General features: G+C 62.9%; 14 protein-coding genes. 10 read left to right on the plus strand and 4 right to left on the minus strand.

Going from position 1 to position 17,385, the window contains the following annotated elements; genetic code table 11:
- The first annotated feature begins 40 nt into the window (after positions 1-40).
- The gene (locus tag IE061_RS05595) at positions 41-997 is read left to right on the plus strand and encodes a Nudix family hydrolase (protein ID WP_230478387.1); all 957 of its coding nucleotides are present in this window, start codon (positions 41-43) and stop codon (positions 995-997) included.
- A gap of 146 nt (positions 998-1,143) precedes the next feature.
- Here the strand turns inward: IE061_RS05595 and IE061_RS05600 are convergent, their stop codons facing one another.
- Positions 1,144-2,046, minus strand: a complete 903-nt coding sequence (locus tag IE061_RS05600; protein WP_193461205.1) for a carbon-nitrogen hydrolase — start codon at positions 2,044-2,046, stop codon at positions 1,144-1,146.
- Between the two features lie 66 nt (positions 2,047-2,112).
- Entirely contained in the window at positions 2,113-3,183 is a 1,071-nt protein-coding gene (locus tag IE061_RS05605; RefSeq protein ID WP_039177343.1) for an agmatine deiminase family protein, read from the minus strand.
- A 198-nt stretch (positions 3,184-3,381) separates the two neighbouring features.
- Here IE061_RS05605 and IE061_RS05610 point away from each other — a divergent pair, with 198 nt between their 5' ends.
- Positions 3,382-4,623, plus strand: a complete 1,242-nt coding sequence (locus tag IE061_RS05610; RefSeq protein ID WP_016913533.1) for a lipoprotein-releasing ABC transporter permease subunit — start codon at positions 3,382-3,384, stop codon at positions 4,621-4,623.
- Between the two features lie 10 nt (positions 4,624-4,633).
- Positions 4,634-5,344: an ABC transporter ATP-binding protein gene (locus tag IE061_RS05615; RefSeq protein WP_039177339.1), complete on the plus strand. Its 711-nt coding sequence runs from the start codon at positions 4,634-4,636 to the stop codon at positions 5,342-5,344.
- Between the two features lie 11 nt (positions 5,345-5,355).
- Here IE061_RS05615 and IE061_RS05620 read toward each other — a convergent pair whose 3' ends face one another.
- Entirely contained in the window at positions 5,356-5,907 is a 552-nt protein-coding gene (locus tag IE061_RS05620) for a DUF2062 domain-containing protein (RefSeq protein WP_039177335.1), read from the minus strand.
- A 95-nt stretch (positions 5,908-6,002) separates the two neighbouring features.
- Here IE061_RS05620 and IE061_RS05625 point away from each other — a divergent pair, with 95 nt between their 5' ends.
- The 7 genes from IE061_RS05625 to murB are packed head-to-tail and all read left to right on the plus strand — an operon-like array spanning position 6,003 to position 13,572.
- Positions 6,003-8,297, plus strand: a complete 2,295-nt coding sequence (locus IE061_RS05625) for a DNA internalization-related competence protein ComEC/Rec2 (protein WP_193461206.1) — start codon at positions 6,003-6,005, stop codon at positions 8,295-8,297.
- Between the two features lie 56 nt (positions 8,298-8,353).
- Complete coding sequence (gene msbA / locus IE061_RS05630) at positions 8,354-10,090, plus strand: lipid A export permease/ATP-binding protein MsbA (protein WP_096923158.1); 1,737 nt, start codon at positions 8,354-8,356, stop codon at positions 10,088-10,090.
- Positions 10,087-11,103, plus strand: coding sequence for a tetraacyldisaccharide 4'-kinase (lpxK, locus tag IE061_RS05635; protein ID WP_039177325.1), 1,017 nt, complete (start codon positions 10,087-10,089; stop codon positions 11,101-11,103). Before msbA ends, lpxK begins: the two co-directional genes overlap by 4 nt.
- Positions 11,096-11,305 carry a Trm112 family protein gene (locus IE061_RS05640; protein WP_026001654.1) on the plus strand — a complete coding sequence of 70 codons (210 nt, stop codon included), beginning with the start codon at positions 11,096-11,098 and terminating at the stop codon, positions 11,303-11,305. Before lpxK ends, IE061_RS05640 begins: the two co-directional genes overlap by 8 nt.
- Positions 11,305-12,087, plus strand: a complete 783-nt coding sequence (kdsB, locus tag IE061_RS05645) for a 3-deoxy-manno-octulosonate cytidylyltransferase (protein WP_096923157.1) — start codon at positions 11,305-11,307, stop codon at positions 12,085-12,087. The genes IE061_RS05640 and kdsB overlap by 1 nt, the downstream gene beginning before the upstream one ends.
- A complete protein-coding gene (locus IE061_RS05650; RefSeq protein ID WP_081137080.1) occupies positions 12,084-12,551 on the plus strand; it encodes a low molecular weight protein-tyrosine-phosphatase in 468 nt (155 codons plus the stop codon). The genes kdsB and IE061_RS05650 overlap by 4 nt, the downstream gene beginning before the upstream one ends.
- A 25-nt stretch (positions 12,552-12,576) precedes the next feature.
- On the plus strand, positions 12,577-13,572 hold the full coding sequence (murB, locus tag IE061_RS05655) for a UDP-N-acetylmuramate dehydrogenase (RefSeq protein WP_193461207.1): 996 nt from the start codon (positions 12,577-12,579) through the stop codon (positions 13,570-13,572).
- 53 nt (positions 13,573-13,625) lie between these two features.
- Here the strand turns inward: murB and rne are convergent, their stop codons facing one another.
- Positions 13,626-16,940 (minus strand): ribonuclease E, encoded by a 3,315-nt coding sequence (rne, locus tag IE061_RS05660; RefSeq protein ID WP_193461208.1) that lies wholly within the window; start codon positions 16,938-16,940, stop codon positions 13,626-13,628.
- Positions 16,941-17,385 lie beyond the last annotated feature (445 nt).

Here is a 17,385-nt window from a genome sequence, read left to right on the forward strand (position 1 = left end):
TACCTGTCCCGTGCGGCGCGCACAGAGTGGATTAGACGTAATGAGTGTAATGGTAAAACGACGGGTTCATGTCGCGGCAGCGGCCATCATCAGCGCTGATCAGAAGCACGTGCTGATCGCGCGTCGGCCGTCCAATGTCGATCATGGCGGCCTGTGGGAGTTTCCTGGCGGCAAGCTGGCGCCCTATGAAACGGGTCTGGAAGGTCTGAAGCGTGAGCTGCATGAAGAGCTGGGGGTGGAGATCGTGCGCGCCCAGCCTCTGATTCGTGTGCACCACGAGTACCCGGACAAGCACATTCTGCTGGACGTGTGGCAAGTGCATGAGTTTGCCGGTGAACCTTTCGGGCGTGAAGGTCAGGCCGTGCGCTGGGTACCCATGGACGAGCTGGTGAACTACCCGTTCCCCGCCGCCAATCTGCCCATCCTGCGCGCAGTGATGCTGCCTACCGAATACCTCATTACCGGTGAAGAGGCCGATGATGAGCGGTTTGCAGCGCTGCTGGAGCGCGCCCTGCGTGAGGATAGTGTTCGCCTGGTGCAGCTGCGGGCCAAGTCGCTGGATAAAGCGGCCTACCTGGCGCGGGCAGAGCGTGCGTTGGCGCTGTGCCGCCAGTACGGCGCCAAGCTGCTGCTCAATGCCGAACCGGAAGTGCTGGAGCAGGTGGATGCCGACGGTATTCATCTCACCAGTGCGCGTTTGATGTCGCTGGACCGCCGCCCCATTGCCGAAAACAAGTGGCTCTCTGCCTCGACCCATGACCAGACGCAGCTGTCTCAAGCCGCCGTGCTGGGCTGCGATTTCGTGACGCTGTCACCCCTGCGTACCACGCCCTCCCACCCGGAAGTGGCCCCCATGGGGTGGCACGACTTCCAGCAGTTGGTCGAGCGGGCGGGCATGCGGGTGTTCGCGCTGGGTGGCATGACGCGCTTCGATGCCAACCATGCCCGCGCCGTGGGGGCTCAGGGGATCGCGTCGATCCGCGATTTCTGGAAGTGAGCCCGTGACGTCCGGCCCTGCTTGCTGGCAGGCGACGGGCGACATGGCGTGAGGAAGGGACGCCTCGTGATGCAAATGAAAACGCCTGCTCGGGTTACCCGGGCAGGCGTTTTTTTATGATGGCGGTGGTTGAAAGAACGCTTGGCTCAATCCCGGTAGCGGCGCGTCAGGTCACCGTAGGCATCGATACGGCGGTCGCGCAGATAAGGCCAGATGCGTCGCGTGTTTTCACTGCGCGCCATGTCCAGGGTCACCACCAACTGCTCGCGCTGCTCGCCAGCGTGGGCCAGCAGTTCCCCCTGGGGGCCGCAGATGAAGCTGCCTCCCCAGAATTCGATACCAGCGCCGACGCCCGAGTGGTCGGCTTCGAAGCCCACCCGGTTGGCGACCAGTACCGGCAGGCCATTGGCGACGCCATGGGCTCGCTGAATCAGCGTCCAGGCTTCCTTCTGGCGAGCTTTTTCGGCAGGGTCGTCGCTGGGGTCCCAGCCAATCGCCGTGGGGTAGAGCAGCAGCTCCGCGCCCGCCAGGGCCATGAGTCGTGCGGCTTCCGGATACCACTGATCCCAACACACCAGGATGCCCAAGCGTCCCACCGAGGTGTCGATGGGGGTGAAACCATCGCCACGGGCGGCATCGGCGTCGCCGGGGGTGAAGTAGAATTTCTCGTAGAAGCCGGGATCGTCGGGAATGTGCATCTTGCGATACTGGCCCACGCGACCCTGGGCGCGGTCATACACCACGGCGGTATTGTGGTAGAGGCCTGCGGCGCGCTTCTCGAACAGCGAGCCCACCAGCACGATATCCAGCTCTTTTGCCAGGTCGGCCAGGCGCTGCCCGGTGGGGCCATCCAGCGGCTCGGCCAGATCGAACAGCGCCGGGTCTTCGTATTGGCAGAAGTAGTGGGTAGCATGCAGCTCCTGCAGCAGCACCAGCTGGGCACCTTGACGGGCTGCTTCGCGAATACCGGCTTCGCTCTCTGCCAGGCTGCGCGCCTTGTCAGGCCAGGCAGCCTGTTGAATGACCGCAACGTTCAGCGTGTGTGACATGCCGTTCTCCTCAAGACGTTCACTTCAAGACGTTAGTTTGAAGACATTAGCTTCAAGACATTATCTTCAAGACATGGAAACAAGCGGGGCGAGTGTGCCTTTGGGTAGCTGCATGGTCAGGCAGTGCAGGCTGCCGTGCTGGCGAATCACGCTGACGCACTCGATCGGGATCAGCGTGTGCTCCGGAAACGCCGTGGCCAGGGCTTGCAGGGCAACCACGTCGGCGGGGTCACCATAGGTGGGCACCAGCACCGCCTCGTTGATGATCAGGAAGTTGGCGTAGGTGGCCGGCAGCCGGTGGCCATCTTCCGGGTCGAAGCAGGCCTGTGGCCAGGGCAGGGCGATCAGGCGGTAGGGCTCGCCATTGCGCTGGCGGAACGCCTTGAGCTCCTGTTCCATGGCCTGCAATGCCGGATAATGCGGATCTGTTGGATCGTCGCAGCGCACGTAGGCAATGGTGGAGGGGTCACAAAAGCGTGCCAGCGTGTCCACATGGCTGTCGGTGTCGTCGCCTTCCAGGTGGCCATGAGCCAGCCACAGAAAGCGGTCCACGCCGAAATCGTCAGCCAGCCGGGCTTCCACGTCGGCGCGGCTGAGGGTCGGGTTGCGGTTGGGGTTCAGCAGGCAGGCTTCGGTCGTCAACAGCGTGCCTTCGCCGTCGGTCTCGATGCCACCCCCTTCCAGCACCATGGCCCGGGAGGCGACGGGGCAGTCCCATACTCCGGCGTCGGCCAGCCATTGGGTGAGCTGGTTGTCGTGCTCGGCAGGAAATTTGCCGCCCCAGCCGGTAAAGGTATAGTCCAGCAGCAGGGGCTGATCCTCTTCGTCCAGCACCGTGATGGGGCCGTGGTCGCGTGCCCAGGTATCGTCGGTGGGTGCGACAATCAGCTGCAGCTGCGCGTCGGGGATGCCATAAGCGCTGAACGTGGCGAGCAGGCGTAGCCGGGTCGCCTCATCCGGCACGCTGATGATGACGCGTTGATAGCGTGCGGTGGCCAACACAATGCGCTCAAGGGTCGCTTCGATCCGCGATAGCATGGGCGCCCAGTCGCCGTCTGGGCGGGGCCAGGTCAACTGTAGGCCATCCTGTGGATGCCATTCGGGGAGCAAGCGATACGTCTTGATAGCCAATGTCACGGGTACTCGTGTCGAGGTAAGAGGGCTCGCCCAGCGGGCAAGAGGAACGGCCGCAATTTAGGGGGTTGCCACGCAACTTGCAAGCGTTACCGTGTGCCAGGGAACAGCCGCTGCTTTCGCTACTCTAAGGCTGCGTTTGTACATGCAGCCATGCTGAAAAAACCGTACCATGGACGCTCATTATTAAGGAATGAAGCCATGCTTGATCGTTTGCCTTTCCTGGTGGGGCTGCGCTATGTGCGCGCTAAACGCCGGAACCATTTTATTTCGTTCATTTCACTGACCTCGATGCTCGGATTGATGCTCGGCGTGGCGGTGTTGATTCTGGTGTTGTCGGTCATGAACGGCTTCGATCATGAGCTGCGTACGCGCATCCTCGGCATGGTGCCACACACCAAGATCGAAGCGCAGGAGGGTCTGGTCGAATGGGAGGCCTTGGCCAACCGGCTGACGCAGCGCGAGCGAGTGATTGGCGCGGCGCCTTATGTCGAACAGCAGGGCATGTTTTCGTCGGGTGGGCGTAATCAGGGGGCCATGGTGAACGGCATCCACCCCGACTGGGAAGGCCAGGTATCGATCATTGGCCAGCACATGCGGGAAGGTGAGCTGGCCGATCTGGTGCCCGGCGAGTGGAATGTGGTGCTGGGCTCCATGCTGGCCAGGCGTCTTGGCGTCGGGGTGGGTGACCGCGTCACGCTGCTGGTGCCCGAAGCGTCGATTACGCCCGCTGGGGTCTTTCCCCGGCTGAAGCGTTTCACGGTCAGTGGAATCTTCAGCGTGGGCGCGGATCTGGATGCCAATCTGGCCTATGCCAACATCGAAGACATGCAGACCCTGGCGCGCATGGGCGACGCCGTAGGTGGGCTGCGACTCGAGCTGGATGACCTGTTCGTGGCCGGGAGCGAAACCCAGGCCATCGTCAGGGAGTTGGGCTCGGGTTATCGTGGCACCGACTGGACGTTCTCCCACGGCAACCTGTTCCAGGCCATCCAGATGGAAAAGCGCATGATTGCGCTGCTGCTGACGGTGATCATTGCGGTGGCGGCGTTCAACATCGTGTCCACCCTGGTCATGGTAGTGACCGACAAGCGTGCCGACATTGCCATCTTGCGCACCATCGGTGCCACGCCGCGTTCGATCATGGGTATTTTCATCGTCCAGGGGTTGGCCATCGGCTTGATCGGCATTGCCGTCGGCGTAGCGGTCGGCATTGCGCTGGCGCTGACCATTTCCGACATCATCGGCTGGTTCGAGAGTGCTTTCGGCATCCAGTTCCTCGATGCCGGGGTCTACTTCATCAGCGACTTGCCCTCGCGCTTGCAGTGGAGCGATGTGCGGGACATCGTGCTGGCCGCCTTCGGCCTGACGTTCCTCTCGACACTTTACCCTGCCTGGCGAGCAGCTCGGGTTCAACCGGCTGACGTACTGCGCTATGAATAAGGATGCTCCGATGACTTCGACGATTACTCAACCACCCGCCGTCATGCTGGAATGCCGTGGCCTGACACGGGTATATAGCGAAGGGCCGCAGGATTTGACGGTGCTGGACCAGCTGGACCTTCAGGTACATGCCGGAGAGCGCGTGGCCATCGTGGGCAGCTCCGGTTCCGGCAAGACCACGCTGTTGAACCTGCTGGGAGGGTTGGATCGCCCCAGCGAAGGCAGCGTGGTGATCGCTGGCGAACCGCTGTCGGAGCTGAACGAAGCCGCACTTGGCAAATTTCGCAACCGCTACATTGGCTTCGTTTACCAGTTCCACCACCTGCTGGCCGAGTTCACTGCGCTGGAAAATGCCGCGCTGCCGCTGATCATTCGCGGCCAGGCGAAAAAGGTCGCCGAACAGCGCGCCTTGCAACTGCTCGACCGGGTGGGCATGAAGGCGCGTGCCGACCACAAGCCTGGTGAGCTTTCGGGCGGCGAGCGCCAGCGTGTGGCCATTGCCAGGGCGCTGGTGACCGATCCGAGCCTGGTGTTGATGGATGAACCCACTGGCAATCTCGATCAGACCACCGCCAGCACCATTCTGGACTTGATGGATGAGCTGGCCAAGGAGAGCGCCTGTGCCTTCGTGATCGTGACTCACGATGTGAGCCTGGCAGCTCATCAGGATCGGGTCATGAAGCTGGATGGTGGGCGGCTCGTCGAGCAGCTCCAGAGTTAATCGCTCAGGGGTTAATCGTCGAACTGCGATTCTATGCAGGCTCTGCGCCGTCGCCTTTTCAGGCGGCGGCGTTTCCAGTTATGGGAGACGTGCCAGCGCCAGATGAGCCGAATTGCGACGTTGGCGATGAGGGCCAGTGCGATGGCAGTAATCAGTGAGCCCAGCAGGAGGGGCGGCAGGATGTCGTGCATCTGCTCGGCTATCCAGCGGGTCGAAATGCGTGATGGCGCCTCGCGTACCGGAGCGCCCAGCAAAAAAGTACCGATCCGGTAATTGATGTAGAAGATCAGCGGCATGGTCAGCGGATTGGTGACCCACACCAGGCCTACCGAGAGCGCCAGATTGCAGCGAGCCAGCCGTGCCCCCAGCGCGGCCACGACCATTTGAAAAGGAATGGGCAGCATGGCACAAAAAAGCCCGACACTGAATGCGTTGGCAACGCTGCGTCGAGTGAGTAGCCACAAACCTGGATCGGCAATCAACGGCGCCATGAAACGTAGCGATCGTTGGCGTCGGATGGTGTCCGGTTTAGGCATGTAGCGCTGCAGGAAACGGCGCGGCATGTCAGGTACTCTTGCTATTGGTGCAGGCTATTATCCACATAGCGCAGGGCTTAGGCTACGTTACTGAGGCGAAGAGTCTCGGCCAGGGAGGTGGAATGGGGCGAGGGAGTGCGGTGCCAGCGGCCTTGGCTGCGCTGTTGGGCGGTGCGCTGGCGGGTTGGCTGGGGGCCGAGCGAGACGCCACCTTGGCGCTGGCACTGCTGATGGTGGCGGCCGTAGTCATGGCGACGACGCGCCCTCGTGGGTTGATATGGCTAGCGCTGGTGGCACTGATGGTGCTGACCCTTCAGCAGGAGTGGGGCAAGCGACTGCCCGACGGCTTGAGCGGCCAGGACCTGACCCTGGAGGCCCGCGTGCTCCACGTGCAAAGAGAGGACGGCGGCAGCCAACGTTTGAGGCTGGCGGTAGAAGCGTGCCGCTCGCCGGAGTCCCTGCTGCCCTGTGATCGGCTGAAGCAAGTGCGGGTCAGCGCCTACTCGGCTTTTCCCTCGTCTGCCACCCAGTCCAGTGCGGTTTACGCCGTTGGCGAGCGCTGGCAGCTGACCGTTCGGCTGCGCCCACCCAGAGGCTTTGCCAACCCCAACAGCTTTGACTATGCCCAGTGGCTGTGGCGTGAAGGTATTCATGCCACTGGCTATGTACGCAACGACCCTGCGCCCGAACGTTTGTCGGAGGCGCCTTTCCAACTACGCCAGCAGGCGGTGGCCTACCTGGAGAGTAGTGCGCCAGAGGCGCGTACCCAGCGCTGGCTGGCCGCGCTGACGCTGGGCGATAGCGACCAGCTGACGCAGCAGGACTGGGCGCTGTTGAATGCCACCGGCACCACGCACCTGGTGGTGATTTCCGGTTTGCACGTTGGCCTGGTGGCGTCCTTTACGCTGCTGTTGGCCCGCTTGGCAGCACGGCTGATGACTCCCGGTGACTGGCGCCTGCGCGTCTGGCCCTGGTGGGTGGCGGGGGCGGCTGCCGTGGGCTATGCACTGCTGGCAGGGCTGGCACCTCCTGCCATGCGCGCCATGATCATGGCCCTGCTGGGGCTATGGGTGTTGAGCGGGCGCCATGCGCCAGGCCCCTGGCAGGCCTGGTGGTTGGCCCTCGCCGTTATCGTGGTGGCCGACCCGCTCTCTCTATGGCGGCCCGGCTTGTGGCTGTCGTTCGTGGCGGTGGGCTGGCTGATCGTGATCTGGCAGGGGCGCCCTCGCCCTCGGGGTATCAAAGGCTGGTGCTGGGCGCTGCTGCGTTCCCAGCTGTTGCTGGCCCCTCTGATGGCGGCGGCGGTGCTGTTGGCATTTGGCCGAGTGGCGCCCGCGGCTCCGCTGGTCAACCTGTTGGCCGTACCCTGGGTCAGCTCGATCATGGTGCCTTCGGCGCTGCTGGGGTGGCTGCTCGCGCCGCTGCCGGGCATTGGGCTGGCAGCCTGGTGGGTGTTCACACAGGCGCTGGCGCTGTTCCATTATCTACTGGAGGCCTCGTTGGCCCTGGCACCGCTGTGGCAGCCACCGCCCGAGCACGTTTACCCGTTGGCACTGGCCTGGCTGCTGCTGGCGCTTGGCTGGGGATTGCCCGCCACGCCTGGCGGGGTGCGCATACTGGTCACGCTATTGGCGCTGAGCGCTCCCTGGTGGCCAAATGAACGCGTCGAAGAGCGTCGGCTGGTCGTCACCGTGCACGATGTGGGGCAGGGCCAGCTGGTCGAGCTGCGCAGCGCCGATTATCGGATGCTTTACGACACGGGGCCGCGTTTTCGCAGCGGTTTCATGCCCTTGCAAACGCTCTGGCCGCCTGGTCAGGCCTTCGACCTAGTGGTGGTCAGCCATGCCGATACCGACCACGCAGGCGGCGTCGAAGCGTTGCGGGACGAACATCAGGTGGCGGACTGGCGTGCTCCGCTGGACGAGCCGCTGATCGTTGCCAGCACGCCCTGTGAGCAGGGCCAGCAGTGGCAGCAGGAGGGGGTCATTTATCGTTTCCTCTGGCCCCCGGCAGAACATCAGCAGCTCTCTTCCAATGACCGCTCCTGCGTGCTGGAAGTTCAGGTGGGAGAGCATCGGCTGCTGATCACCGGTGATGTGGGGCGTCAGGTGGAACGCCACTTGCTGCCCTTGTTGGCCGGTGACGTCACGGTGCTGGTGGCGGGCCATCACGGCAGTCACACCAGCTCCGGTGTGCAGTTCGTCCGTGAAGCGATGCCTCGGCATGCCATCTTCAGTGCCGGACGCGATAATGCCTTCCAGCACCCGGCCGATGAGGTGGTACGGCGCTTCCGCCGCCAGCACAGCTGCCTGTGGAGTACCGCCCATGATGGCGCGGTGCGTATCCGCCTGGAACCGGGGGTGCCCGTGCAGATAGATACCCAGCGGCGTGTCCCCAGTGGCCAGAAGCGGTGTTGAAGCGGGCCACCATAGGGTAGAATCGCCCCCACTGCACACTACTGCCGGGAGCGCGTGTGACTGATTCAGGTTGGGTACTCTATAAACGTTTGTTGAGTTATGTGAAGCCACACTGGCGCGCTTTTTCGCTGGCCGTGGTCGGGTTTCTGATTTACGCCGCGTCCAGCACTGCGCTGGCCGAGATGATGAAGCGCCTCATCGATGGCATTCAGAATCCCGATGCCGCGTTTCGGCTTTTCCTGCCCTTGTTCGTCGTGCTGATGTTCGCAGCCCGAGGGTTGGGCACTTTCCTCAGTACTTACTTCATGGCCTACGTAGGGCGCTATGTGATTCATACGCTGCGCTGTAACGTATTCGATCACATGCTGCATCTGCCGGGGCGCTTCTTCGATCACCACTCCAGCGGGCATCTGGTGTCGCGGGTGACCTACCATGTCGAGCAGGTTGCCGGGGCAGCGACCAACGCGGTGACCATCATTCTCCGTGAAGGACTCTTCGTGGTGGGCCTGATTGGCTACCTGTTCTGGACCAACTGGATGCTCACTCTGCTGTTCATGGGAGTGACGCCGTTGATTGCCGGTGTGGTGAGTTACGTCAGCAAGCGCTTTCGGCGCATCTCCAAGCGCATCCAGCACTCCATGGGCGATGTGACGCACGTGGCCTCGGAAGCCCTCTCGGGGTATCGCGTGGTGCGCACCCATGGTGCCGAAGCCTATGAAAAGCAGCGTTTCGAACGTGTCAGCGAAGAGAATCGTCGGCAAAGCATGAAAGAAGCCATGACCCGGGCGGTCAGCTCGCCGGTGATTCTGATGCTGGTGGCCATTTCCATGGCCCTGCTGGTATGGCTGGCCATGGCCCCTCGTCTGATGGCCAACATGACGCCCGGTGAATTCGTTGCCTTCATTACTGCCGCTGCGCTGATGATCAAGCCGGTACGTCAGCTCACTGAAGTGAACAGTGAGATTCAGAAGGGCATTGCTGCTGCTGCCGAGCTGTTCGGTCTCATGGACCTGACCCCAGAGCGCGATGAGGGCGACGTGGTGCCGAGCCGTTTAACTGGCGAGGTGGTCATCGACCATGTCAGCTTCCGCTACGCCGACGACCAGCCCAACGTGCTGCACGATATTCAGCTGCGCGTCGCTCCCGGCGAATTGGTCGCTATCGTAGGGCGCTCGGGAAGCGGCAAGTCTACCCTGGTGAGCCTGCTGCCGCGCTTCTATCGACCCACCGAAGGCCAGATCCTGATTGATGGCATCGATGCCGACCGCTACGCGCTGGGGCCGCTGCGGCAGCAGATAGCGCTGGTTTCCCAGCAGGTCACCCTGTTCAATGCCACTATCGCCGACAATATCGCGTATGGCGTGGAAAATCCGGACATGGCCGCCGTGAAGGCTGCCGCAGAAGCCGCCTACGCCAGTGAGTTCATCGAGAAACTGCCGGAAGGCTATCTCACCGTGGTAGGCGAAAATGGGGTCATGCTCTCGGGCGGGCAGCGCCAGCGGTTGGCGATTGCCCGAGCCATCTTCAAGGATGCGCCGATTCTGATTCTGGACGAGGCCACGTCGGCGCTGGATACCGAATCCGAACGCTATATCCAGAAAGCCCTGGAGCGGGTCTGTGAGGGGCGCACCACGCTGGTGATCGCCCACCGCCTGTCGACCATCGAGCGTGCCGACCGCATTCTGGTCATGGACCAGGGGCGTATCGTGGAGCATGGCACCCATCAGGCGCTGTTGGAAAAGTCAGGTGCTTATGCGGCCCTGCACCAGCTTCAGTTTCAGGAGCACGAGTGAGCCTGGCGAAGCGCTGGCTCGACGCCGCCTACGGCGGAAGCCCGTGGCTGGCGCCGCTGTTTCCGCTAGGTAATTTATACCGTTATCTCATGTGTCGTCGAGCGCGCGATTACCGACGGGGGCACAAGCCCGTCTGGCGGGCGGAGGTGCCGGTGATCGTGGTGGGCAATATCACCCTGGGCGGCACCGGGAAGTCACCGCTGGTGGCCTGGTTGGGGCGCTGGCTGGTCGCGCAGGGCTACTCGCCAGGCATCGTGACCCGGGGGTATGGTGGCACCGCACCCCATTATCCGCTTCATGTCACGCCCACCACGGACCCCGCGCATAGCGGTGACGAACCGCTCATGCTGGTTCAGCAGACCGGGCTGCCCGTCATCGCAGACCCGCAGCGTGCTCGGGGCGCCCGAGCGCTGGTCGAGATGGGCTGCGATATCGTGATCAGCGATGACGGCTTGCAACACCTGGCACTGGGGCGCGATATTGAACTGGTGGTGGTCGATGGCAGCCGTGGGCTGGGCAACCAGCGCTGCCTGCCTGCAGGACCGCTGCGCGAAGGCGTTGCTCGCTTGCAACAAGTGGATGCGGTGATCGTCAATGGCACGCTGACGGCTCCCTTGCCGGTGCCTTCGGTGGCCATGCAACTGGTACCCCAGGGCTGGCGCAAGCTGGCCAGTGGCCAGCACTACCCGCTGGCTCCCTTGCCCTTTACGCTGCCAGCACATGCGCTGGCGGGGATCGGCAATCCGCAACGCTTTTTCAAGACCCTCGAAACGCTGGGGGTCCATGGGGAACAGCACCCCTTGGCGGATCATCACGCTTTCGATGAGCGAACCTTCAAGCCCATGGCCTTCGGGCCGGTGGTCATGACGGCCAAGGATGCGGTCAAATGCCGTGAGCTGGCCCCGGCGGACAGCTGGGTGCTGGAGGTGGAAGCACGGCTTCCAGAAGAGTTTGAAGATTGGCTGGCTTCCAGGCTGGCAGAACTGACACAAAGGGGAAGCACCGATGGATAAGGAACTGTTGGCAATGCTGGTTTGCCCGCTCTGCAACGGCAAGCTGAAGTATCAGCGCGATGCACAGGAGCTGTGCTGCCACTATGATGGTCTGGCCTATCCCATCCGAGACGGGATTCCGGTGATGCTGCCTGAAGAAGCGCGGCAGATGGACGCCGATGAGAAGCTGGCCACTTCACCTGGCCGTACTGGGGAGGTGTGATGGGCTCTGCGGCGCAATTCATCGCGGTCGTCCCGGCGCGGTTCGGCTCTTCACGGCTGCCTGGCAAGCCGCTTCTGGATATCGCCGGTGAGCCCATGGTAGCCCACGTGTGGCGGCGTGCCTGCGAGAGCCAGGCGCAGCGAGTCATCGTGGCCACTGACGACGAGCGTATCCGTGACGCCATGCAGGCCTACGGCGCGGAAGTGGTCATGACTCGGGCCGACCATCCCTCCGGCACGGACCGGCTGGCCGAAGTGGCCGAACAGCTCTCGCTGGCGGGCGACACGCTGGTCGTCAACGTGCAGGGTGACGAGCCATTGATCCCTCCCGTGTTGATCGACCAGGTAGCCCAGCGGCTGGCAGACGATCCTGAGGCGGCCATGGCCACCCTGGCCGAGCCCATCGGCGATGTGGATACGCTATTCAACCCCAACGTGGTCAAGGTGGTGCGTTCACTGCAAGGGCGCGCGCTCTATTTTTCCCGAGCGCCTATCCCCTGGGACAGAGAGCAGTTCAAGACTCAGCCCGATTTGCTCACCACCGATGCCTGGCTGCGCCATATTGGCATCTACGCTTACCGTGCCAGCTTTCTGGCCACCTACCGTGATCTGACGGCGTCCAGCCTGGAGCAGTTGGAACAGCTCGAGCAGCTGCGTGTATTGCAGCACGGTCATGCCATTCAGGTGGCGCTGGCCGCGGCGGCGAACCCGGCGGGGGTCGATACCCCTGAGGACCTGGCACGGGTGCGCGCCTTGTTGACGTCATCGGAGGATCGTGCATGAAGCGCGTGCTGTTCGTCTGTTTAGGCAATATTTGCCGCTCGCCCACCGCGGAAGGCGTTTTTCAGCAGGCCGTGGTGCGAGCAGGGCTGGATGACCGCATCACCATCGACTCCTGCGGAGTAGGTGACTGGCACGTAGGGAAAGCCCCGGACCCCCGCTCCCAGGCGGCGGCGCGACAACGAGGTATCGAGATTGGCCATCTTCGCGCTCGCCAATTGAAAGTCAGTGACTTCCACGAGTTCGACTACGTGCTGGGCATGGATCGCGAAAACCTCGCCGCCATGCGTGCTCTGCAACCGGCCAATAGCCAGGCCCAAGTAGGGCTGCTGCTCGATTACGCCGGGCTGCCGCAGAGCGATGTGCCTGACCCCTATTACGGTGGCGACGACGGGTTCGAGCAAGTGCTGGACTTGATCGAGCGTGCATCGCAGGGTCTGCTCGATGAGTTGCAGCGTGAACGCTAGCGCTGTCTCCCGCCCTGAGGTTCTGATGGCATCCTGGGATCTGACCCAGGCCAATACGCTGCGCTTGCCCTGTGTGGCCGAACAGTACGCGGCGCCGACCACGCTGGCGGCGTTGCAGGACGTGTTGCATCAGGCACGGCAGCAGCGGAGGCCGATGACGCTGCTCGGGGGGGGCAGTAACGTCCTGTTGCCGAGCCAGTTGTCAGGAGTGGTCATTCGTCCTTCGCTCCGGCAGTGGTGGTTGGAGCGGCGTGGCCGGGAGGTGCTGGCCTACGTAGGGGCGGGGGTGAATTGGCACGCCCTGGTGATGGCGCTGGCGGCGCGTGGCCTGTGGGGCTGTGAGAATCTGGCGCTGATCCCCGGTGACTGTGGGGCCGCTCCGGTGCAGAACATAGGTGCCTATGGTGTCGAACTGGCCGACGTGCTGGCGGCGGTGCAGGTGGTCGAGCTGGCCACGGGGGAAGTGCGCTGGCTGGATGCCGAGGCGTGTCAGTTTGGTTATCGAGACAGTCTCTTCAAACGTGAGTTGGCAGGCAAGGTGGTCATTACGCAGCTCGTCTTGCGGCTCTCGGAAACGCCCAATCCGCAATTGGGGTATGGCGACCTGGCCGCACGTGTGTCTGCCGCGCCTGACCCGCTGGAGGTGGCGCGTGCCGTCTGCGCCATTCGCCTGGAGAAACTGCCGGACCCCGCCGTGCTGGCCAATGCCGGCAGCTTCTTCAAGAACCCGCTCGTGAGCGGTGACCATGCCCAGCGGCTGTTGAACGACTATCCTGGTATGCCGCATTTTCCCCAGCCCGATGGGCAGGTGAAACTGGCGGCCGGGTGGCTGATCGACCAGTGTGGCCTGAAAGGGCACCGCCAGGGAGCGTTTGGCGTGCACCAGCATCAGGCGCTGGTGCTGGTGCACTTTGGTGGCGGTAACCGTGCAGAGCTGCTGGCGTTTGCGGATGTCGTTGCAGATGCGGTCGCCGAACGTTTTGGCGTCAGGCTGGAAGCGGAGCCACGAGTGATCTCTTGACGCTAGCGCATAAAAAAACCCCGCCGAGGCGGGGTTTTTTACGGCTGTCAGCATTACTCGGGTGAGTTTTGCTGGGCCTGCTGCTTGCGCTGTTCACGCGGGTCGTTATGAGCCCGGCGGCGGCGACGTGGCTTGGAGGCCTCTTCGTCAGCGGCAGGCTCGCCACTGGCGTTGGCGTCGGCCGCTGCCTGAGGGGCTTCGGAGGCTTTCTCTGCTGCTGCGTTTTGTGCAGCAGGCGTCGAGCGCTCCTGAGTCGCTTCCGTGGGCGCTTGCTCCTCGGCCGTGGCGGGCTTTTCCTCAGAGGTGACGGAAGATTGCGCTTCAGTGGCTGCTGAGGTGTCTTCTGCTGCTACTGCGGAAGACGCTTTTGAAGGCTCTTCCTCAACGGCCGCTGAGACTTTTTCTTCAACTACTGCAGAAGATTTTTCTTCAACCACCGCCGAAGGCTCTTTCTCTAGCGCCGCTGAGGGCTCTTTCTCAACCACTGCTGAGGGCTCTTCAATAGTGGCGGAAGATTGGCTCTCATCGGCAGAAGGTGCTTCTGCCACGGTCGTTGAGGGCTTGTCTTCAGAAACCGCTGAGGGCTTCTCTTCAACCGCCGCTGAAGGCTCTTGATCAGCCGCCGAGGTTGGTTGTTCCTCGCGTGGCGCTGTCGGCTCTTCTGTGGCCGCAGCGGGCTGCTCATGGGTGGCCGCCGGTGTCTGAGGCTCCATGGCGGATGCGGCGGGGGTGCCGTTGTCGTCTCCAGACGCGTTGGCTTCCTTGGCCGCTTCGTCGCGAATGGCAGGTTGACGGCGCTGGCGCGTTGACTTGCGTGCTTTATCCGCACTGCTGGCGCGAGCGGTGGCCGTGGTGTCTTCTGCCGCGGTCTCTTCGGTGGCCTCCTGACGTGTGTCAGTGTGCGCTTCTGCCGCGTCGTTTGGCGATTGAGCCGCTGGCTCTTGCGTGGCTGTCTCTTGAGCAGCGGTTGCTTGAGTCGCCGTTTCTGGCGCTGACGCGGCTTTCTTTGCAGGTGTTTCAGCGTCTGCCGCCGCTGAGGCAGGAGCTTCCTCGGGTGCCTGCTGGGCTTCTGCCTGGAGCTTCAACTGCTCGGCTTCGGCCTGTGGGCTCAGTGCCTGCTTGCGTGAACGCTGGCGCGGGTTGTTGCGCGTGCGCTTCGGCTTGCCGTCATCCTTTTGCGGCTCGTCCTGCTGAGCGGCCTCCGGGCGGTTATCGTCGTGCTTGGGTTTGTTGTCGCGGGGTTTCTCGCGACGCTGTTCCGGCTGCGGGGCGCTGCTGGCAGCATCGTTCTGCGACGACTCCTTGGCAGTCTCTTTCTGACGCGCGTTGCGGGGCGTGCTTTCCTGAGCCCGGCCGTCGTCCTGCTGCGGATGACGGCGACGGTTGCGTGTGCGGCTAGGGCCGCTGCGCTTGTCGTTTGCATCGTCGTTGCGGGCAGCAGGTGCCTTGGCGGTCTCGTTGCGCTGGTCGCGTGAGGCGCTGTTTTCCTGACGCTCGGGTGCTGAACGCTCCTGGGGCTGGCGCTCTTGCGCAGGCTTCTGGCGACGCTCATTGCGCGGCGGGCGGCTTGGGGCTGCCGGCTGCTCGGGCTTGCGGTTCGTCGAGCTGGCTTCCTGAGAGGCTGTCGTGCTGGTCTCATCGCCACCCAGCAGTTTGGCAAAACCGCGAATGAAGCGGCCCAGTACGCTGGGCTGTTCTGCGGGCGCCACGGCTGGGGCTGGTTTGGCAGGCGCTTCTTCGGTTTGCAGCGACTCGGGGGCCGGAGCGTTGTGAGCGATGCTCTTGACCGCGGCTTCTGCCCGCTGAGCCGGAGCCGCGAAGCTGGGAGGCGGCTCTTTGCCAATCTCGGTGTCCGTGGAAAGCTCGAAGCTCGACAGGGTGTGGCTGTCGTCTTCGTCCAGGTGGTCATCGCGCAGGCGCTGAACGTCGTAGTGCGGGGTGTCCATGTCCGGGCTGGGCAGAATGACCACGCGTACGCCCTGGCGTGATTCGATATCCGCCAGCACGCTGCGCTTTTCGTTGAGCAGATAAGTGGCGACCGGCACGGGCAGGATGGCGCGGATCTGGGCGCTGCGCTCTTTCATGGCCTCTTCTTCGATCAGGCGCATGATGGAGAGCGACAGCGAGCGCACATCGCGGATGGTGCCCTGGCCGTTACAGCGCGGGCAGACCACGCCGCTGGTTTCACCCAGCGAGGGGCGCAGGCGCTGGCGCGACATTTCCATCAGGCCGAAGCGCGAAATGCGGCCGATCTGTACGCGGGCGCGATCCAGCTTGAGCGCATCACGCATGCGGTTTTCGACTTCACGCTGGTTGCGGGCAGGGCCCATGTCGATGAAATCGATGACCACTAGCCCACCAATGTCGCGCAGGCGGAGCTGGCGAGCAATCTCGTCGGCGGCTTCGGTGTTGGTCTGCAGGGCGGTCTCTTCGATATCGCTGCCGCGGGTGGCGCGGGCCGAGTTGATGTCGATGGAGACCAGCGCTTCGGTGTGATCGATGACGATGGAGCCGCCGGAGGGCAGCTTCACTTCCCGCTGGTAGGCCGTTTCGATCTGAGATTCGATCTGGAAGCGCGAGAACAGCGGCACTTCATCGGCATACAGCTTGATCTTTTGCTGGTAGGAAGGCATCACCTGGCGGATGAACGCCAGCGCCTCGGCGTGGATATCGGGACTGTCGATCAGCACCTCGCCAATGTCCTGGCGCAGGTAGTCGCGCATGGCGCGGATGATGACGTTGGATTCGCGGTAGATCAAAAAAGGCGCAGGGCGCTTGGCGGACTCGGTGGTGATCGATTCCCACACCTGTACCAGGTAGTCCAGGTCCCACTGCAGCTCCTCGGAGCTGCGGCCAATGCCGGCGGTACGCACGATCAGGCCCATCTTGTCGGGTACCGTCAGCTGGCCCATGGCATCCTTGAGCTGGCTGCGGTCATCGCCTTCGATACGCCGCGATATGCCACCGGCACGAGGGTTGTTGGGCATCAGTACCAAAAAGCGTCCGGCCAAGCTGATGAAGGTGGTCAGGGCAGCGCCCTTGTTGCCACGCTCTTCCTTGTCTACCTGGACGATGACTTCCTGGCCCTCTTTCAATACTTCCTTGATGTTGGGGCGGCCCGAAACATCCTTGATGAAGTATTCGCGAGAGATCTCTTTCAGCGGCAGAAAGCCGTGGCGCTCGGCGCCAAAGTCGACGAAGGCGGCTTCGAGTGAGGGTTCTACCCGGGTGATTTTGCCCCGGTAGATGTTGGCTTTCTTCTGTTCGCGTGCGCCGGACTCGATATCCAGATCGTAAAGGCGCTGTCCGTCTACCAGGGCGACCCGCAGCTCTTCGGGCTGGGTCGCATTAATAAGCATCCGTTTCATGTGGTCTCACGTAGCATGTCGTGCCGTCAAACGAGGAGTCGTCGACGAACCGCTGTGTGCTGCGTGCTTGTGCTCGGCGCATGGCTATGCTGACGCATCAAGCCGGGAAGGCATCGTAGCCGACCCGGCCAAATAGGGCGTTGAGTACGTGGCGGAGGCAGAACGTGTTTCGGTGGCTGTCACGTCCATCCGGCTCTGCTGACACCGCCTACACCTGGCATTCATCGATTCGTCAACGCCGGCTGTCGGCACAGCGTTGATCTTTGCGCCCCGGCATGACAGCGCCTTGTGACGAATAAGGTAACTGCCTGGCAGGGGCGTAACGTTTTTTTGCCAGTCGTGGCTGGCGATATTCTTTTCGCTCTGCCGCGGTCAAGCGACAGAGTTGCTGCATTTCATTACGTAGGAAGCAGGCAATGCGTACACTGCCGAAGGCTTCGTTGCT

Source organism: Vreelandella hamiltonii (assembly GCF_014651795.1).
GTDB classification, from domain to species: Bacteria; Pseudomonadota; Gammaproteobacteria; order Pseudomonadales; family Halomonadaceae; genus Vreelandella; species Vreelandella hamiltonii.

Bases quoted from the DNA above. Each gene is read 5' to 3' on its own strand.
- murB (WP_193461207.1), top strand. From the start codon at position 12,577: ATGGCATCCTGGGATCTGACCCAGGCCAATACGCTGCGCTTGCCCTGT.
- IE061_RS05625 (WP_193461206.1), top strand. From the start codon at position 6,003: ATGGGGCGAGGGAGTGCGGTGCCAGCGGCCTTGGCTGCGCTGTTGGGC.
- IE061_RS05620 (WP_039177335.1), bottom strand. From the start codon at position 5,907: ATGCCGCGCCGTTTCCTGCAGCGCTACATGCCTAAACCGGACACCATC.
- rne (WP_193461208.1), bottom strand. From the start codon at position 16,940: ATGAAACGGATGCTTATTAATGCGACCCAGCCCGAAGAGCTGCGGGTC.
- IE061_RS05640 (WP_026001654.1), top strand. From the start codon at position 11,096: ATGGATAAGGAACTGTTGGCAATGCTGGTTTGCCCGCTCTGCAACGGC.
- IE061_RS05650 (WP_081137080.1), top strand. From the start codon at position 12,084: ATGAAGCGCGTGCTGTTCGTCTGTTTAGGCAATATTTGCCGCTCGCCC.
- kdsB (WP_096923157.1), top strand. From the start codon at position 11,305: ATGGGCTCTGCGGCGCAATTCATCGCGGTCGTCCCGGCGCGGTTCGGC.
- IE061_RS05610 (WP_016913533.1), top strand. From the start codon at position 3,382: ATGCTTGATCGTTTGCCTTTCCTGGTGGGGCTGCGCTATGTGCGCGCT.
- IE061_RS05615 (WP_039177339.1), top strand. From the start codon at position 4,634: ATGACTTCGACGATTACTCAACCACCCGCCGTCATGCTGGAATGCCGT.
- IE061_RS05600 (WP_193461205.1), bottom strand. From the start codon at position 2,046: ATGTCACACACGCTGAACGTTGCGGTCATTCAACAGGCTGCCTGGCCT.
- IE061_RS05595 (WP_230478387.1), top strand. From the start codon at position 41: ATGAGTGTAATGGTAAAACGACGGGTTCATGTCGCGGCAGCGGCCATC.